At 50.2% G+C, this 16,663-nt stretch carries 19 protein-coding genes; 9 read left to right on the forward strand and 10 right to left on the reverse strand.

The features are described 5' to 3' along the window. Positions 1-2 precede the first annotated feature (2 nt). From Q0V82_RS03485 to Q0V82_RS03525, 9 genes are all read left to right on the forward strand, one after another. Complete coding sequence (locus Q0V82_RS03485; RefSeq protein WP_297572729.1) at positions 3-1,211, forward strand: O-antigen ligase family protein; 1,209 nt, start codon at positions 3-5, stop codon at positions 1,209-1,211. Next, positions 1,204-2,334, forward strand: a complete 1,131-nt coding sequence (locus Q0V82_RS03490; protein ID WP_297572731.1) for a homoserine O-acetyltransferase — start codon at positions 1,204-1,206, stop codon at positions 2,332-2,334. The genes Q0V82_RS03485 and Q0V82_RS03490 overlap by 8 nt, the downstream gene beginning before the upstream one ends. After that, positions 2,334-2,939 (forward strand): methionine biosynthesis protein MetW, encoded by a 606-nt coding sequence (metW, locus tag Q0V82_RS03495; protein WP_297572733.1) that lies wholly within the window; start codon positions 2,334-2,336, stop codon positions 2,937-2,939. The genes Q0V82_RS03490 and metW overlap by 1 nt, the downstream gene beginning before the upstream one ends. Before the next feature lie 77 nt (positions 2,940-3,016). Continuing rightward, on the forward strand, positions 3,017-3,988 hold the full coding sequence (locus tag Q0V82_RS03500) for a Gfo/Idh/MocA family protein (protein WP_297572735.1): 972 nt from the start codon (positions 3,017-3,019) through the stop codon (positions 3,986-3,988). Between the two features lie 10 nt (positions 3,989-3,998). Continuing rightward, positions 3,999-4,346 (forward strand): DUF2185 domain-containing protein, encoded by a 348-nt coding sequence (locus tag Q0V82_RS03505; RefSeq protein WP_297572736.1) that lies wholly within the window; start codon positions 3,999-4,001, stop codon positions 4,344-4,346. Positions 4,347-4,475: 129 nt separating this feature from the next. Then, positions 4,476-5,609, forward strand: a complete 1,134-nt coding sequence (locus tag Q0V82_RS03510) for a M14-type cytosolic carboxypeptidase (RefSeq protein WP_297572738.1) — start codon at positions 4,476-4,478, stop codon at positions 5,607-5,609. A 19-nt stretch (positions 5,610-5,628) separates the two neighbouring features. Next, on the forward strand, positions 5,629-5,976 hold the full coding sequence (locus Q0V82_RS03515) for a DUF1801 domain-containing protein (RefSeq protein ID WP_297572740.1): 348 nt from the start codon (positions 5,629-5,631) through the stop codon (positions 5,974-5,976). A 74-nt stretch (positions 5,977-6,050) separates the two neighbouring features. After that, complete coding sequence (locus Q0V82_RS03520) at positions 6,051-6,221, forward strand: hypothetical protein (protein ID WP_173533010.1); 171 nt, start codon at positions 6,051-6,053, stop codon at positions 6,219-6,221. A gap of 136 nt (positions 6,222-6,357) precedes the next feature. Further along, positions 6,358-6,885, forward strand: coding sequence for a hemerythrin domain-containing protein (locus Q0V82_RS03525; RefSeq protein WP_297572742.1), 528 nt, complete (start codon positions 6,358-6,360; stop codon positions 6,883-6,885). A 37-nt stretch (positions 6,886-6,922) separates the two neighbouring features. Here the strand turns inward: Q0V82_RS03525 and Q0V82_RS03530 are convergent, their stop codons facing one another. The 10 genes from Q0V82_RS03530 to Q0V82_RS03575 form a co-directional block, all read right to left on the reverse strand. Then, positions 6,923-7,663 carry a dienelactone hydrolase family protein gene (locus Q0V82_RS03530; RefSeq protein WP_297572744.1) on the reverse strand — a complete coding sequence of 247 codons (741 nt, stop codon included), beginning with the start codon at positions 7,661-7,663 and terminating at the stop codon, positions 6,923-6,925. 125 nt (positions 7,664-7,788) lie between these two features. Further along, positions 7,789-8,667, reverse strand: coding sequence for a phosphoribosylaminoimidazolesuccinocarboxamide synthase (locus tag Q0V82_RS03535; protein WP_297572746.1), 879 nt, complete (start codon positions 8,665-8,667; stop codon positions 7,789-7,791). A gap of 78 nt (positions 8,668-8,745) precedes the next feature. Further along, on the reverse strand, positions 8,746-9,285 hold the full coding sequence (locus Q0V82_RS03540) for a GNAT family N-acetyltransferase (RefSeq protein WP_297572749.1): 540 nt from the start codon (positions 9,283-9,285) through the stop codon (positions 8,746-8,748). 71 nt (positions 9,286-9,356) lie between these two features. Then, positions 9,357-10,040 carry a DNA alkylation repair protein gene (locus tag Q0V82_RS03545; protein ID WP_297572751.1) on the reverse strand — a complete coding sequence of 228 codons (684 nt, stop codon included), beginning with the start codon at positions 10,038-10,040 and terminating at the stop codon, positions 9,357-9,359. A 116-nt stretch (positions 10,041-10,156) separates the two neighbouring features. Continuing rightward, complete coding sequence (locus Q0V82_RS03550; RefSeq protein WP_297572753.1) at positions 10,157-11,296, reverse strand: 5-(carboxyamino)imidazole ribonucleotide synthase; 1,140 nt, start codon at positions 11,294-11,296, stop codon at positions 10,157-10,159. 512 nt (positions 11,297-11,808) lie between these two features. Next, positions 11,809-12,297, reverse strand: coding sequence for a 5-(carboxyamino)imidazole ribonucleotide mutase (gene purE, locus Q0V82_RS03555; protein ID WP_297572755.1), 489 nt, complete (start codon positions 12,295-12,297; stop codon positions 11,809-11,811). Between the two features lie 237 nt (positions 12,298-12,534). Then, complete coding sequence (locus Q0V82_RS03560; protein ID WP_297572757.1) at positions 12,535-12,990, reverse strand: spore coat protein U domain-containing protein; 456 nt, start codon at positions 12,988-12,990, stop codon at positions 12,535-12,537. Next, a complete protein-coding gene (locus tag Q0V82_RS03565; RefSeq protein ID WP_297572759.1) occupies positions 12,987-15,272 on the reverse strand; it encodes a fimbria/pilus outer membrane usher protein in 2,286 nt (761 codons plus the stop codon). The genes Q0V82_RS03560 and Q0V82_RS03565 overlap by 4 nt, the downstream gene beginning before the upstream one ends. Continuing rightward, a complete protein-coding gene (locus Q0V82_RS03570; RefSeq protein WP_297572761.1) occupies positions 15,260-15,982 on the reverse strand; it encodes a molecular chaperone in 723 nt (240 codons plus the stop codon). Before Q0V82_RS03570 ends, Q0V82_RS03565 begins: the two co-directional genes overlap by 13 nt. A gap of 107 nt (positions 15,983-16,089) precedes the next feature. Then, positions 16,090-16,551 carry a spore coat protein U domain-containing protein gene (locus tag Q0V82_RS03575; protein ID WP_297572763.1) on the reverse strand — a complete coding sequence of 154 codons (462 nt, stop codon included), beginning with the start codon at positions 16,549-16,551 and terminating at the stop codon, positions 16,090-16,092. Positions 16,552-16,663 lie beyond the last annotated feature (112 nt).

Here is a 16,663-nt window from a genome sequence, read left to right on the forward strand (position 1 = left end):
CAATGTTGTGGACGAATCAAAAAGCAGTGTTTGTGGTGTTATTGTTCTCGGCTTTGCTGGGGTTTGCGCTGCCAAGCAGCACTGCGCTGACCAATATCATGGTGCCCTTATGTGGCTTGTTGGGCTTGTATTGGGCACGAGGCCAAATTGTCAATTTTTTTCGCAAGAATCCATTCGCGCTCTTGCCCTTGCTGTTGTGGCTGGCATTGGCCTTAGGTGCTGTGTTTTCTCCTGCGCCTGAGGCGTGGGCTTATTTTGCTAAATATAAAAAACTGCTGTTTATTCCCTTGCTGGCGCTGTTTTTTTTAAAAGGGCCAGAGAAAACGATGCAGTATGCGATTGCTGGTTTTTTATTGGGCAACTTAGGCATTTTATTGCTCTCAACCTTGCTCTGGTCAACGGGGCAGCTTACTTGGTTTGGGGTTACGTTTGTCGCCGCGTCGGCGATTTCTAAAAATGCCATCGCGCAGACGTTTTTAATGGCTTTTGCTGGCGCTGTGTGGTTCGTCATCGGGATCCGCTATCGACAATGGCCGGTATTTTTGCTGGCCGCAGCTAGTTTTGCTGGCGTGTATTTAATGTCGCCACAGCGCACCGGGCATTTGGCTGGTCTGGTGTTGCTGATGACTTTGGGCTGGATGTATTTGCAACATCGCTGTCGTTATTGGTTTGTCGCTGCGATGGGTTTGGCGATCCTCGCGATTGCATTAACGAATAATCCGGTGCAGCGCCGTGCGCAATTGGGAGTGACTGAGGTCATTGCTTGCCAAGCGGCGCTTAATACGCCGCAGCAAGATCAGGCGTGTTTTACTTCAATGGGTATACGAAGCATTTTTTATCTCACGGCGCTCAAGCAAATTGCTGAATATCCTGTGCTGGGCAAGGGGACAGGGGCGATTAAAACGCAGATTGGTCCGATTGTGATGAGCAACCCGCACAATGAATATTTGTTGCAAGGCATGCAGTTAGGATTGCTTGGCATCGCTTTGTATCTGGCTTTACTGGCGAGTGCGCTCAAAATGGCGCTGGGTTTGCCGCGCGTTTGGGCCGCTGTGGCGGTTGGCGTGACGCTGTCGTACGCAGTGTGTAGCTTGTTTAATTCTTTACTGATGGATATTTCCGAAGGAAATACTTTTTCGGTGTTTTTTGCGCTATTGCTGGCCGCGTCAGCATGCATCGCCAAGTCAAAAAAGGAGTTGAATCGTGTCTGATTCAGTGGGCATCGTTACCCCGCAAAAATGGGTATTTGAGGCACCGATCACGCTGTCATCCGGTGCCGTATTGCCGCGCTATGAGTTGATGGTGGAAACCTATGGTGAGCTCAATGCCGATAAATCGAATGCGATTTTGATTTGTCATGCGCTCTCGGGTCACCATCATGTAGCGGGTTATCACACCGCGGAGGATAAAGCGCCGGGTTGGTGGGACAGTATGATTGGCCCGGGCAAGCCGATTGATACCAATCGCTTTTTCGTTATTGGTGTGAATAATCTCGGTGGTTGCCACGGCTCAACTGGGCCTTCGAGTATCAATCCTGCTACGGGTGAGCCGTATGGCTCGGCTTTTCCGGTGGTGTTGGTGCGCGATTGGGTTGAGACGCAAGCGCGCTTGGCTGATCGTTTAGGCATCCAGCAATTTGCGGCGGTTATTGGCGGTAGTTTGGGGGGTATGCAGGCACTACGTTGGTCAATTACGTATCCTGAGCGTATACGTCATGCTTTAGTGATTGCTTCTGCGCCGAAGTTAACCACGCAGAATATTGCGTTTAATGATGTGGCACGCCAAGCGATAATTACTGATCCTGAATTTCATGGCGGCGACTTTTACCAGCATGGCGTCGTGCCTCGGCGTGGACTGCGCTTAGCGCGGATGCTTGGGCATATTACTTATTTGTCTGACGATGGCATGGGCGAAAAATTTGGCCGCTTATTGCGTACCGGTGAATACCAGTATGGCTTTGACGTTGAATTCGAAATCGAATCGTATTTACGTTATCAAGGCGACAAATTTGCCAATGTGTTTGATGCCAATACTTATTTATTGATGACCAAAGCGTTGGACTATTTTGACCCAGCACGGCATTACGGCGGTAGTTTGGCAGAAGCGATGCGGCAGGCGAAGGCTAAATTTTTGGTGGTTTCTTTCACCACCGATTGGCGTTTTGCCCCAGCACGTTCGCGTGAAATCGTTAAAGCTTTGCTCGACGCCGATCGTACCGTCTCATACGCCGAGATTGAATCGCAACACGGGCACGATGCCTTTTTAATGCAAGATGCACCGTATATGAATGTGATGCGCGCTTATTTAAATAATGTGGCGAAGGAGATTGCGTAATGGCTCATCAAACTACGCTGCGTGCCGATTTAAAACACATCGCTGAACAAATCAAACCGAACTCGCGCGTACTCGATCTTGGCTGCGCGGATGGGGAATTGCTCGCGTGGTTGCAAGCGAACAAACAAGTGCGTGGTATCGGTGTCGACGTGGATGTGAATTCGATTGTCACTTGCGTTGAAAAAAATCTCAACGTGATTCAAGCCGATATGGAAAGCGGTTTGCAGCACTTTGAAGACGGCAGTTTTGACTTTGTGGTGTTATCGCTGACAATTCAATCGATGCATAACGTCGAGCTGATCTTGCAAGAAATGCTGCGCGTTGGCCGCTGCGGGATTGTGACTTTTCCGAATTTTGGCTATTGGGAAAATCGCTGGCAAATCCTCAAAGGGCAAATGCCAGTCTCGGAAACTATTCCTTATGAATGGTATAACACGCCCAATATCCATTTTTGTACTGTGAAAGATTTTAGCCAGTTACTCGCAAAGTTGGGCATGCAAGTCGATGGGCAAGTGGTGCTGCATCAAGGTGAGCCGGTTAATTTTCTGCCTAATTTATTAGGCAGTTTGGCGCTGGTGCAGTTTAGCCAAACGAAAGTGGTCTAGGGGTAATACTCGATAGGTGTATTGCCCCATGTCATCGATAATTATTTCTTCTTAGGGCTATACCTCAAAGGCAAAACATGAAAACGATACGCTTTGGCATCATTGGTACCGGCAGTATCGCGCAACGTTTTGTCTCGGGTTTAGCCCATGTACCGCAAGCTGAAGCGGTGGCGGTATTTAACCGTACCACCAGCAAAGCCAAGCAGTTTGCTGCCGCCAATCAAATACCCCAAGTATATGCCACGCTGGATGAACTACTCGCGAGCGACATCGACGCGGTGTATATCGCCACGCCACATCCTAGCCATGCCGCATTGAGCATCACGGCGCTCAAAGCAGGCAAAGCGGTGTTGTGTGAAAAGCCCGCTGCGGTCACTTTGGCCGAGTTGGATGAGGTCATCGCCACTGCGCAAGCAGCGCAGCGTCTCTATATGGAGGCGATGAAACCGGCGTTTTTTCCTTTATACCAACAGGTTCGTGAACGCATCGCTGCTGGCGCCATCGGCGACGTGAAGTTCATTCGCGCAGGCTTTGCCAGCCCCAATGTGCCAGCCGGCCACGCGGTGCTCGATCCAGCGCAAGCGGGTGGTGGTTTGCTCGATATTGGGATCTATGCGGCGTTTTTGGCGGTCGATTGGCTCGGTGCAGCGAACGAAGTGCAAACCTTAGGCCGAATTGGCGCCACTGGCGTGGACACCTTTGCCAGTTGGCAGAGCCAGCATCAACATGGCATTAGTCAGCTCTATTGTGGGCTGGATGTGGCAGGTAGCGGCGAAGCGCTAATTTCTGGCACGAAGGGCTATGTGTTGCTTCACGACAAATGGTGGAATCCAGCCCGAGCGACCTTAGTCACAGCGACAGGCGAACGTGAAGAATTGGCCCACGCGCCGATCGGCTCTGGCCTGAATTACGAAACCGCGCATTTTTGCGAGCTGCTGCGAACTGGGCAGCAAGAGAGCCCCATTTTACCGCACGCAAAAACCCGCGCAGCTTTACAGATGACGCTGCAGTCACGTCAAGCGGTGCTGGTCATTCCAATAAACGCATAGAGAGATATATATGAGCAAAGAGTATTTACTTGATGAAAGCCGGATGAAGAAAGTCGTCACCGGCCATGGCCTGTGTGTGGTCAGTGATGAAGTGACCATCGAAGGTTATCCAGTTGGCTTGATGTATCGAGAAAAGCCCAGCAAAGCGGGTGATAGTGGTTGGCGTTTCTTTTCTGGCTGTGAAGAAGAGGCGTTTCTGAATAACCCAAAAAATCACAGCGAATTAGATGTGAACGTTATCGCCAATTACGACAGTAGTGTCGTGGCTTTGCTCGATTCGCCAGTGGGTAGCGTGTTTGAAAAAGGCCCAGATGCCGAGGCTTTTGTCGCAGTGACTGATTGGTCGCCGTTGGATTGATTTGGATAAAAACCATTTACCACAGAGGCACAGAGACTCAGAGGAAACGCCGTTTTATGCTTGGTATTGCTCTGTGCCTTAGTGCCTCGGTGGTTCAATTTTTTCCTCGTTTGAGGATAAGAGGGCCCTATGCTTCGTATCTCCAGCCAGTTTGATTCCGGCTCAATTGAGGTCATTGACGCGACCGACGCCGCTAATATTCGCCTGAAATTGCGCCCCGATAATGCCTCTGATTTCGCTCAGTGGTTTCACTTTCGCTTAACCGGCGCGCGCGATCAGGACTGTACTTTACGCATTGAAAACGCCGGGCAAAGCGCTTATCCCGATGGCTGGCCTGATTATCAGGCGGTGGCCAGTTACGATCGCGAGAATTGGTTTCGCGTTGATACCGAATACGATGGGCAAACCTTAAGTATTCAACATACGCCGATGACCGATGCGGTGTGGTTTGCTTATTTTGAGCCGTATTCTTGGGAGCGCCATCAAGCCTTGATCGGTAGTGCCTTAAGCTATGCGCCGTGGGTTGATCTAATACCCCTTGGGGTAACGCCTGATGGCCATGATTTAGACATGCTGCGCGTTGGCATACCCCTCGGGCATAAGAAAAACATCTGGATTACTGCGCGTCAGCATCCGGGCGAATCGATGGCTGAATGGTTTGTTGAGGGCTTGCTAGACACCTTGCTCGATCCAGAAAATGCCGTCGCTCGCCGCTTGCTCGAACACTGCGTGTTTTATATCGTGCCCAATATGAATCCCGATGGCAGCGTGCGTGGCAATTTGCGCACCAATGCGCAAGGCGCGAATCTAAATCGCGAATGGGGTACGCCAAGCTTAACGCGCAGCCCAGAAGTATTTTGGGTGCGTGAAAAAATGCAAGAAATCGGCATCGATGCGTTTTTAGATATTCATGGTGATGAAGCGATTCCACATAATTTTGTTGCCGGTTGCGAAGACAATCCATCGTTCTCCAGCAAGCAACGCGATTTGCAAGCCACGTTCAAAGCCGCATGGTTGGCGGCGAGTCCAGATTTTCAAACTGAATTTGGCTATACCGACAGCCATTTTGGCCCCGAAACTCTAACGCTGGGTACCAATTGGGTGGGGCACACCTTTGATTGCTTGGCGTATACGGTGGAAATGCCGTTTAAGGATACCGCCAGCCATCCACTGCCCGAAGTCGGCTGGAATGGTGAGCGATCCAAGCAGTTCGGCGCGAGTGTATTGACGGCCTTGTTGGCGGTGGCTCAAAAGTTGAAATAATCAGTTGGTGAGGCTCATTATGGTTGATCCTAGAGTTACGCAGTTATTGCATGATCTGGCTTTGGCCGATGGCGACATACTGGCGATTGTTGAGGCCACCAGAGCGCTGATTTATTCAGTCGTGCCAACGGCCAGCGAGCGCGTGATGTATGGCGGCTTGATGTACGGCGACGCTAGCGATTTTTGCGGGGTGTTTGCGTATAAAAATCACGTTTCGCTTGAGTTTGGCCGTGGTTGTGATCTAAATGACGTCGCTGGCGTGCTCGAAGGCGGTGGCAAATTTCGTCGGCATATTAAATTGATGCAGGTGGCTGATATAGAGGCCAAATCGCTAGCGCAATATATTTTGCAAGCGCATGCGCTGTAACGAATTGGCAGGATGGCACAAGCAAGACCTGCCCGAAGCCGTTATACTGGCCTCACTTTAATCAAGGAGAAGGCATGATGAATGCAAAAATCAAACGTCTGACTAAGCGCCAACAAAAACGCTATTTATTGCGTGAAGCTGAAAAAGTATTGTGCAATCTGCTGATGAGCCCAACAGCACCCAGCAATGTGCAAATTGAAGCGGCAGTTTCAGCGCGTTACAACGAGATTTTTAAATCTGCGTAAAGCGATATGCAATCGCCAATCAACCCCGTAGCTGGCTGCGGGGTTTTTTTATGCGGCGAGAATGTGGATTTGTTGTCTTGGCAAAGGCTCACAAGCAGCGTAAGTTAAAGCTCGTTTCGTCACTTGGGATTTAAACATGCTTAATCCGTTTGCCACTGAAACAGTGACTTTTGAAACCCCGATCGCCATGTTGATTGCCTGCCATGATCGCGTTCGCCAGTATGCCGCGCTGACTGAAACCTTGGCGCTGCATCTGCAGCAGCAAGGTGCCGATGCGGCCGCGGTAGCGGGTGCACAGTCGATTTTGCGCTATTTTGATATTGCCGCACCGCTACATCATCAAGATGAAGATGAGGATTTATTTCCGGCGTTGTTGTTGCATGCATCCCCTACATTGCGCGCAAACATTGAGCAAGTGATGGCGGAGCACGCAGAGCTGGCTCAGCTTTGGCATCAAGTTCGCCAAGCTTTATTGGCGGTGATTGCTGGGGATGCCAGCCGCTTGAATTTGGCGCTGGCGCAGTCATTTGCCAAGCTGTATCCAGCGCATGCCGCCAAAGAAGAAATCGACATTTATCCGGCAGCAGCCCAATTGCTCGACGGCGACTGTTTGGCGCAATTGGGCCAAAATATGGCCGCACGGCGAACCGTTGCGGCCGCGTGAATGGCACGTGGCGAGGTGCACTTCGCCACGCCGCAGTTTAGGCGCGCAAGCGGCGGCTAAATAAGTCGAGCGCCAGTTGATTGCCTAAGCCGGCTAGTTGTGGGTCATAACGCTCGCCTTCGTCGCGCATAAAGGCGTGTGGGCCGTTAAATTCATGCCAAGTAAAGGTTTTATCTGCTGCGACCAAACCTTGGTAAACGCGGGCGCGACCTGCGGCAGGAATATGCGGGTCTTGCTTGCCCCAAATCATTAATAATTCACCGCTGATTTCCGCCAATCTATCCATGCTGTGTTGGCCAGCTTGATTCGGAATCACATGCGCATGCAAATCGGTAGCGTAAAAACACGCGGTCGCTTTGATTTCCGGCTGTAGCGCGGCGCGAAACGCTAAATGGCCGCCAATACAAAATCCCATCGCACCAAATAAGCCGTTATTCCACGCTTGTGTTTTCGCCCAAGCAATCAGCGCGACATTGTCCGAATCGTAGCCTTCGATTGATTTGGCCATTTTGTCGGCATTGCCTTTATCGCGACCAGCATCGTCATACGCCAATACGGTGCCAATCGGATTGAGCTCGTGAAATACTTCGGGCACCAATACGTTGTAGCCATAACCGGCAATCAAACGCGCAGCGCGCTCAATCGGGCCGGTTTGCTGGAAAATCTCTGAATAAAACAAAATCGTAGGGTATTGCCGCCCATCGCTTGGCTGGTGTAGGTAGGTGCGCATTACCCCTGTTGGCGTTGCTAGGTCGTGGCTGGTGCTTTGAATGATCATTGTGCGGGTCCTTAAATTGATATGCGGTGGTTGTGCGTCATTACTTTAGCCCAGGCTGTGACAGTATGCTGGCTGTAAGTAGGCGCTGACTTTGGCGTGCAAAAAACGCCCCGAAGGGCGTTAGTTTATTTAGTTAGTTTTTCCAGCGCTTCGCGGTATTTGGCCGCCGTTTTTTCTGCTACTTCTTGCGGTAGTGCCGGTGCTGGTGGCGTTTTGTCCCAGCCCGTGGCTTCTAGCCAGTCGCGAACGAATTGTTTGTCGTAGCTCGGTGGGTTGCTGCCCGGTTGGTATTGGTCTGCAGGCCAGAAGCGGCTTGAGTCAGGGGTCAATGCCTCGTCCATTAGGCATAAGGTGCCGTTTTCATCGAGGCCAAATTCAAATTTGGTATCCCCAATGATAATGCCACGGGTGGCGGCGTATTCGCTGGCGGTTTTGTACAGCAAAATCGCCGTTGCGCTCACCTTTGCGGCAAGTTCCGCGCCCAAGATTTCTTCGCAGCGTGCATAGCTGATGTTTTCGTCGTGATCACCGAGTTCAGCTTTAGTCGACGGGGTGAAGATCGGTTCTGGCAATTTATCGGCTTCACGTAAACCGGCAGGTAAAGGGATGCCACAGATGGTATTGCTCTGTTGGTATTCTTTCCAGCCGCTGCCAGCGATATACCCACGCACAATGGCTTCAACTGGGACCGGCTTGAGGCGTTTACACACTACGGCACGGCCGATCACTTGCGGTAGATCTTCTTTCGAGACCACGTCTTCGGGTTGATCGCCAGTGAAATGGCTAGGCACCACGTCTTTGAGTTTTTCAAACCAAAAGTTGGAAATCGCAGTCAGAATTTTGCCTTTTTCTGGAATCGGTTCGGCCAAAATAACGTCGAATGCCGACAGGCGATCGGTGGCGATCATTAACATACGTTGGTCGTCGATTTCGTACAGGTCACGCACTTTGCCAGAATAGATTTTTTTTAGGCTAGTGAGGTTGGTCGTAGTAAGGCCGGACATACAGATCTCCAGAAGCAGCGGATACCTTGGTCGTTGGCGGACCAAGATTCAGAAATTGAGGCCGCTATTTTGCCTGAATTAGTGCTGCTGTGCATGACTGCGCAGTGTTCTTTCTGGGCTAGGCTCGATTTCGCCGAGGTTTTTTTCTAGGCGAAAAACTTTCGCGCCTTCTGCGCGATGATCTAAGCGTGTTTCCCAGCCAGCGATGGTAAAGCCTAGCCGTTGATAAAACGCCAATCCAATTGGGTTGCTTTCAAAGCAAATCGTGGCCAAGGTGTGCGACTGATAGCGCTCTTTAGCAATGGTTTGTAAGGCGCTGATCAAAAAATGCGCCACACCACTACGGCGGTGATCGGGATGAACGATGAAATGCCCAATCCACGTTTTTTGTGCGCGCGGATTATAGAGGTTGGCAAAGCCAACCACGCGGTTTTGATCGCAAACGACAAAGCTTTCTTCGTGACTCGCTAAGTGTTCGACCAACTGCAGCGTTTCGGCAGGCCACGCCGCGCGTGGAAAAATATAGCGTAATTCTTCGGCCGATCTAGCCCATGACACGACTAAGAGTAGGTCGTCCAGTGCGGCACGGCGAAAAGTGTATGGAGTCGATTCAGGCATCATTTACACCATGGCAACGAAAGAATAGATTGATGTTAACTGATGCTTGTCAGTGTAACGAAATTTTCTACTTAGATACTCTGAAGGTGTTGCTTGAGTGCTTCGCGGCGCGATAGCGGTGAAAGTGCAGTTTGTGCAACAAATTGCTGCACTGCCAGCAGGTCCGTGCGGGCGTATTGCCTCAGTGCCCAACCAATGGCTTTGCGAATAAAAAAATCAGTGTCAGCGGCATTCACACGGCAGGCGTGAAATAAGCGAACCGTATCAGTATTGGCTTTCCAGCTGAGCTGATAAATAATCGCGGTGCGGCGTAGCCATAAATTCGGCGAACTTGGCCATTGATCGAGCTGGGTTAGCAGCGCTGGCTCACGGCGAGCGAGTTGGCCAACAACTTTACTGGCGAGCGTATCCACGCTATCCCACCAGCTTTGGGTGCAAATTAATTGCTCGATGATCGGCAATGCCGCAAGGCTGAGTTTGGCTTGGCTGCGGATCAGTAACTCAATGGCGCAATAGTGGTATTCACGTTCAGGCTGCTGCCACAGGGCTTGAGCGAGCTGGAGTAAGTCGCTTTCGCCATATTGCTGTGCGGCAGAGATTTCGATGGCTTGAATGAGTTTTCGGCGAACCGGAGTGGGTATGCCGATGAAGCTAAATTGATGCCGCATATAGGCGGACATACCCGCTGCCCGAATTGGATTTGCTGCGCGATTGAGCTGGTGCTGATATTTAGCCAAATCGCGCAGCGTAGTCATTTCTACGCCTGCGCTTGGTAACGCAGCATTAGGCTGACATTATCTAAATCATCCGTCACCAAACCCGGCAGGCTGGGCGTTTTTCGCGGCAGAAAACCAAACATCATCAGACCCTATTACAAAGTTTCTTTAATCGCGTTGGCTTGCTCAAGTGCCGCATCCGCGCTGGCAGCCAGTACGTTAAAGTGACCCATTTTACGCCCCGGTCGCGCGAGTTTTTTACCGTAAAGATGCAGCTTGGTATTGGGCGCCGTCATCAGGATTTCCCAATTGGGTTCGCTGCCATCGTCTTGCCATGCATCACCCAATAAATTGACCATGACAACAGGGCTCAGTAGATCGGTTTTACCGGGGTACAAACCACACATGGCGCGAACTTGCTGCTCAAACTGCGTGGTCAGCGTGGCGTTAAGGGTGTAATGGCCTGAGTTATGTGGGCGCGGGGCCATTTCATTAATGACCAATTGCTCATTGTCGAGTACAAAAAATTCCACTGCCATCACGCCGATGTAATTGAGTTTTTCGGCCAATTGCATCGCCATGCTTCGGGCGCGCTCAGCCAAAGCGGGACTCACCCGAGCTGGAACGATGGAGACATCTAAAATGCCATTGACGTGTTCGTTTTCGGCCACCGGAAAACAGGCGATTTCACCGGCCCGAGTGCGGGTCACAATCGCAGAGATTTCGCTATGGAGCGACAGCATTTTTTCTAGCACGCAGGGTTGGTGTTTCATTTCCGCATGCGCAAAACGCACGTCATCCAAGGTTTTGACGCGGATTTGCCCCTTGCCGTCGTAGCCTAAGCGCGCGGTTTTTAAAATCCCGGGTAAGTAAGGGCTTAAATCAGTATCTAAACAGCCGGCGTTTTTTACCGCTAAAAAGGGCGCAACGTCTAAGCCAGCATCACGAATAAAGGTTTTTTCGGCAATCCGATCTTGGGCGATTGCCAAGCAATCGCCGCTGGGTGATACCGGAATCCCTTGGCTCGCTAGCCAACGCATTGAGTCGGCGTTGACGTTTTCAAATTCGGTGGTAATGGCGGCGCAATGGCTGGCCATATACTGCAAAGCGGCCGGATCGGTAAAGGATTTACACAAATGAACATCGGCAAAGTCGGCCGCAGGTGCGTGCGAATCGGGATCGAGCACGGTAACGCCATAGCCCATGTTTTTTGCCGCGCTGGCAAACATCCGCCCGAGTTGACCGCCGCCTAAAATGCCGAGCATTGCGGGGGGTAGAATTACTTTACTGGCCATCTTTATTATTCCTTGTATTCATTCGGTGCTTTGCGGCTTGATGCGATTTATAACCGTAGGCACCCATACCGTATATGACGCCACCCAGCATGCTGAATGGCATATCATTCAATACCCCTGCCATAAAACTAGTTTGGCCGCTCGCATAGCGCAGAGCAGCCAAAATTAAACAGCATGGGCCGCCCCAGAGTAGGCAGCCTCTAAATAACACCCAGTACCAAAATGAGCGCACTGGTGTGGGTTTTGTGCTGGATTTCATTTTACCTCAGGGCGGATGCGCTGATTGGTATTGTAGGTTGATTGCGGTGCGCGGTGTACGGGTAACAGCGTATTTTACCTCAAGCTGCGGTGTTACGAGCACGTTTGAATCGGCAGTCGCGCAAATTGCGTTCGACGCACCGTGCTGCGCTCAGGGGGCGTCGTAATACAAAAGAAGATTCAAATTGCATTCTGGCGACAGGCTGGACTAGATAAATCCTGTCGCTAGAATGGATTGCGCTGTAATTACTGGCTTACTCGACGCTAGGCAATTGCATGTCAAGGACGGTTTGCTTTTGTGCTTCGCGGAAAGCATTGAGTTTGGCGGCTAATTCAGTGTTGCCATTGGCGAGCATGGCAATGGCAAATAAGGCGGCATTGGCTGCGCCAGCTTCACCGATGGCAAACGTAGCCACTGGAATCCCTTTAGGCATTTGCACGATGGAGAGTAAAGAGTCTTCGCCGCGCAAGTATTTAGAAGGCACGGGCACACCCAGTACCGGCACGATGGTTTTGGCAGCCAACATGCCCGGCAAATGCGCGGCACCACCGGCTCCGGCAATAATGCAGGCTAAGCCACGCTCCGCCGCGGTTTCGGCATAAGAAAATAGCAGGTCAGGTGTGCGATGTGCTGAGACTACGCGGCATTCAAATTCGATACCAAACGCTTGCAGCTGTTTGGCTGCGTGCTGCATGACATCCCAATCGCTATTGCTACCCATTACTACACCGACTTGTATCATGGCGGCTTACCCTTTGAGCAAAGCACGCGATTTTACCGAAAAAACGCAATGCTTTGATAGTTATCTCATCTAGCTAGGCGATTTTTAGGCAAAAGCAAGACACCTAGTGCATTAGTATTGACTAATATTGCTGTGGCTAGCATCCTATAAGTAATGCAATTGCATTGTTTCCATCCTATGTTTTTTTGCACGCCAAATCGCCCGATTTGGCGTTTTTTTTTGGGCAAGCAGCAGCCCCTAGGGATTGATGCTAATGGCAACGTAATCAATATATTCGCCACCGTCGACCATTTGTTTACCAAAAACATGTGTCCAGAAATAAATGCCTTGCTGATAGCCAGCAGCGTTCGCGGTGAGTGGCGTGCCAACTTGGCCATCGCCAAAAATGCGTGCACAAGTACCTGCGCCTGGGTAGTCGTGGCAGAGTTGATAGTTGAGTAAGGTGCCCGTGAGGCTGCCGCGCATTTGCCGATTTTGAATACTGCCCGAGGTTTGTGAGGGCCCAGCGGTAATCACCAAGGGGGTGCCTGCGGGGCAGGTGACCCAAAATGCCTGTTGAATCGATATGCCTGCTTCGTTAACTGACGGTTCATAGCCGCCCAAATCGCCTGTGGGCAGTGAAATGCTACAGCTGCTGCCCCAGCTGGCTGCGCTAATCGCAGTGAAAATTAAGCCGAAAATCCGGTGCTTCATAGCGATTCCTTGCAAATACTCGGTGAAATTTCATTCACGATGGCTTGGCTTGCTGGGACTTCGAGCGTGCCGGTACAGTTGTTGGTCTGAAACGTATATTTTCCTGCCGGCAAATCTTCAGTATAAAAATAGCCATCTAAAGCTGTTTGCACCTCAATTTGGTGCTTGGCATTGCCAATGGTGACACGCCGATTGGCGAGCGCTTGACCATCTTGTTGCTGTAATTGCCCAGTAACCGCTGCAATTTCTCGCGCCGAAAAGACGATTTTTTGCGCATTATAATTACCAGTTAAAACGTCTTTTCTTAGCTGCGGTAAGCTGTAATGCAATGGAATTTGGGATTGATCAACGCTAATTTGCTGCCAGCTATTGTTGGCTAAATCCGGTAAGAAAGCGATGCCCTCGCTATTGGTGGTGGCTATGGCATTGCCATTTTGTAATACCGCTACATCGGGAATGTCCAGCAATTGCGCTACGGCAAAACTTTGGTTGATCGGGCGAGTGAGGGCGTAATGCCCGCCGCTATACGCCAGAGCGCTCGACCAAGTGATTTGGCCATTATTAATGCTTTGGTTTAATTGCTTGTTTTGTTGAAAGGACAGCTCGATTTGGCCTAAAGACTGCTTATTTTGCAGCCAAGCGCTGTAGTCAGTGCCTTGTTCTTGTTGTTGTACGCCGATGTTATAGCCCCAGCCTTGGCCTTGCGGTGTACTTTGACTTAAGTTGCCACTCGTTAAATACCGCCCGTCTTGCGTGCGGTTGCTCAGATAGAGGCTACTGCCTTGACCAAAATACCACGATAGATTGATAAAGCCACTGAATTGGCGTTGCTTGGCAAATTGCTGCAATTGCAGCTGCGTGCTAATGGCGACTGAGCGAATTGGTGAGATCGAGTAGCCGACTTGGTAGCGGGTAAAAGTTTGTTGCTCGTTTTTCCCCCGTTGCCGACCGATATTCAGGCTGACATTCCCTAAATCTGATCGGCCCCAACTGACGCCCAAATCAGTCGACCAATCGGGTGCACTCAGTTCGGCAAACAGACTATTTTTGGCTAGAAAATGAGGCGATTGGCGGCGTGCATTCGCCGCAATGCTGAATGCTTGATTAACAAAGCGATACTGTAAAACTTGGGCTGAACCACTGTTTTGTCCAGCATGCTTGGCCCATGATGAGGCACTACCCAGTGTGCCATAGGTGCCTAGACCGATATTGGCCAGCACGCCAACGCGGCGCTGATTGCTTTGGCCACTGGCTTGCGCGCCAAGCGTGAGCCAATCGGTGAGGCCAAAGCGTTGGTAGCCGGAGTAGGTGAGGCCTTGGTAAGTATTAAAACTGCCATTTTGCCGAGCAACGCCGACATTGTAATTAAACTCGCTCAGGCCCGCTTTGAGTAAAGAGTCATCAAAGTAATATGGTGTGCGATAGCGCTGCGTATGGCCGCTGCTATCGCGAATGACGATTTCTACATCTTGTAAGCCGGTGTAGTAGCTAAGGTCATTAAAGTTATAAACGCCAGGTTGTAAGTTTTGGCTCGAAATTTGTTGGCCATTGAGGTAAATATCAGCGGTTGATGGCTGGGTTACGGGCGCTTGGAATTGAGCGCTGGGGCTGGTATTTAAATCGGGCTGCATGGCAAAGACTCGGGCAACGCCAATCCCGGCCATGGCTTGGCTCTGACCTAATGGCCCTGTGGTGGGGATGATGTCGCCGACGCTAAAGCGCAACATGGATTGCGGCACGTCGTAAGTTAGCAAGGTATTAATGCGCCGCCATTCTGATTGATCTGGCTGATGGTTAAAGCTTTGTTCGCTGCGCAAGTTTAAATAACCATGATTGATGTTGAGGGTTGGATTAAATTGAAAATCCACACCTCGTGTTTGGCTTTGTTTTCGCAGCGACAGTTGATAATTGAGATACCACGATAAAGGAGTCGGTGCGGCATACAGCTGGCTAGGATCGTGGCTGAGTTTGATTTCGTTTTCGCCAAAATGGCCCGCATCGGCGGTGAGCTCAAGGCTTAATTGCGCCGGATCGAATCGGCTGTGTAGGCCTTTAAGCGAGTTAATTGCGTAGTAATTCTCACCTTCAAACTGGATTACATTCTGGGTATCGCCCTCTAGCCCATTTAATGCACTGCCTGCAATCCAATACTCTCCATTGTCATATAAAGCTGGCACATCACCTTGCGCGACCCCATTGAGCGTTAGCGCCACAATCAGTGGATCGGCAGCAAGGGCAGGGCTGATCAGTGCAATAAAAAATAAAGCGTTTAAGATTTGCACGCTTGAAGAGGAATGTTTAAAGATTGTTCAATATTGGAGTGATCGGTTTCAATCTTGATGACTTGCGCTTGATCGCTGCAGGCATTGGGCGGCAGTGGTAGTTGATATTGCCGCGTTGCGCCGGGCAGTAAATACCAATTATCAAATTGCTTGATGCTCGCGCCTTGCGTGCCGATTTGAATTTGGCGCAATTTTTGCGTCACATTGCCAGTATTGCTGAGGGTGAAATTGAGTGTTTTCTGTTCGATATGCATCGGGCTAGCTTCGAGGTCGATTTTCTGTTGCTGAGCTTCAATAAAAATCGGCACACCAAAACTCACCACCATTGCCACATTGCCACTTTGCGCTGAGTCGGCTGCGCTATTGGGTTGCTCATTAAAATACAAGCGATAAGCGGATTCTTGTTCTTGGGCAGCAGATTTGCGCGCAATACGCACCACTTGTTTTTGCTTGGGCTGCAATTCAAATTGGCGCGGGAAATAAATTAAATCTTGCTGGGCTTCGAGATACACATCATTGGCCGCAGCATCCTGCGTCCAGCGTTTAAGCACTAGCGCAATGCGTAATGGTGTATTGCCATTATTGCTGACGGTAATCGCTTGGCTTTTGGTTTGGCTGGTGAAATCGAGCCGAATTGGGCTAATGGCAAACTCACCGGCAGAAAGAAATGTGCTGGTCAGCGCGATGACTAGAGTCAGAATCCATTGCATTTTTCGTACTTCATCAGGAAATTATTATTTATAGCGTAAAGATGGCAGTTTATCTGCACAGCACCCTCTCTCGACAGACAAGGTGCGAGAGAGAACAACTAAGCTATTTATGGCAAGAGCGTTAAAGTTACGGTATCGCTGTAGTCGCCTGCGGGTTTGCTATCTGCCGCGGTAGCTTCCATCGTTGCGTTGACTGTTAATTCGATTGGATTGCTTTTTCCTGCGCCAATTTCTGATGCCTTGCTGAGTGTTAAAGCATAAGGAATCAGTTCTGTATCGCCTGTTGTTGATTTTAAATTCATTTGCGAACTTACGGCATTAGCGCCTTCGTTTGCGGTGAGATTCACAGTCGTACCTTTAGTACACCAGAATTGAGCTTTAGCTTCTTGTGGGGATGGCGCAGTGCCTTCGGTTAAACTGCCAAAATCTAGTGTGATTGCATCCGCATTAACAAAGGCACAAGTGCCAACGATATTGGCTTTAATATCGATATTTTTTGTGGCAGCAAATCCGCTGCTACTCAATAGTGCGAGTGCAATCGCAAAGCTTTGAGTGAGTTTTTTACTCATGACTAATTCCTGATGAAATAAATAAATCGGTTTGAAATGAATCTGGTTGATTTATGTATCACAGGTTCAAATAGTAAGTGCAACGCTAGGTAGGTTCGTCAATTCAGTGACT

The organism is uncultured Deefgea sp. (assembly GCF_947072475.1).
In the GTDB taxonomy this organism is placed as follows: Bacteria; Pseudomonadota; Gammaproteobacteria; order Burkholderiales; family Chitinibacteraceae; genus Deefgea.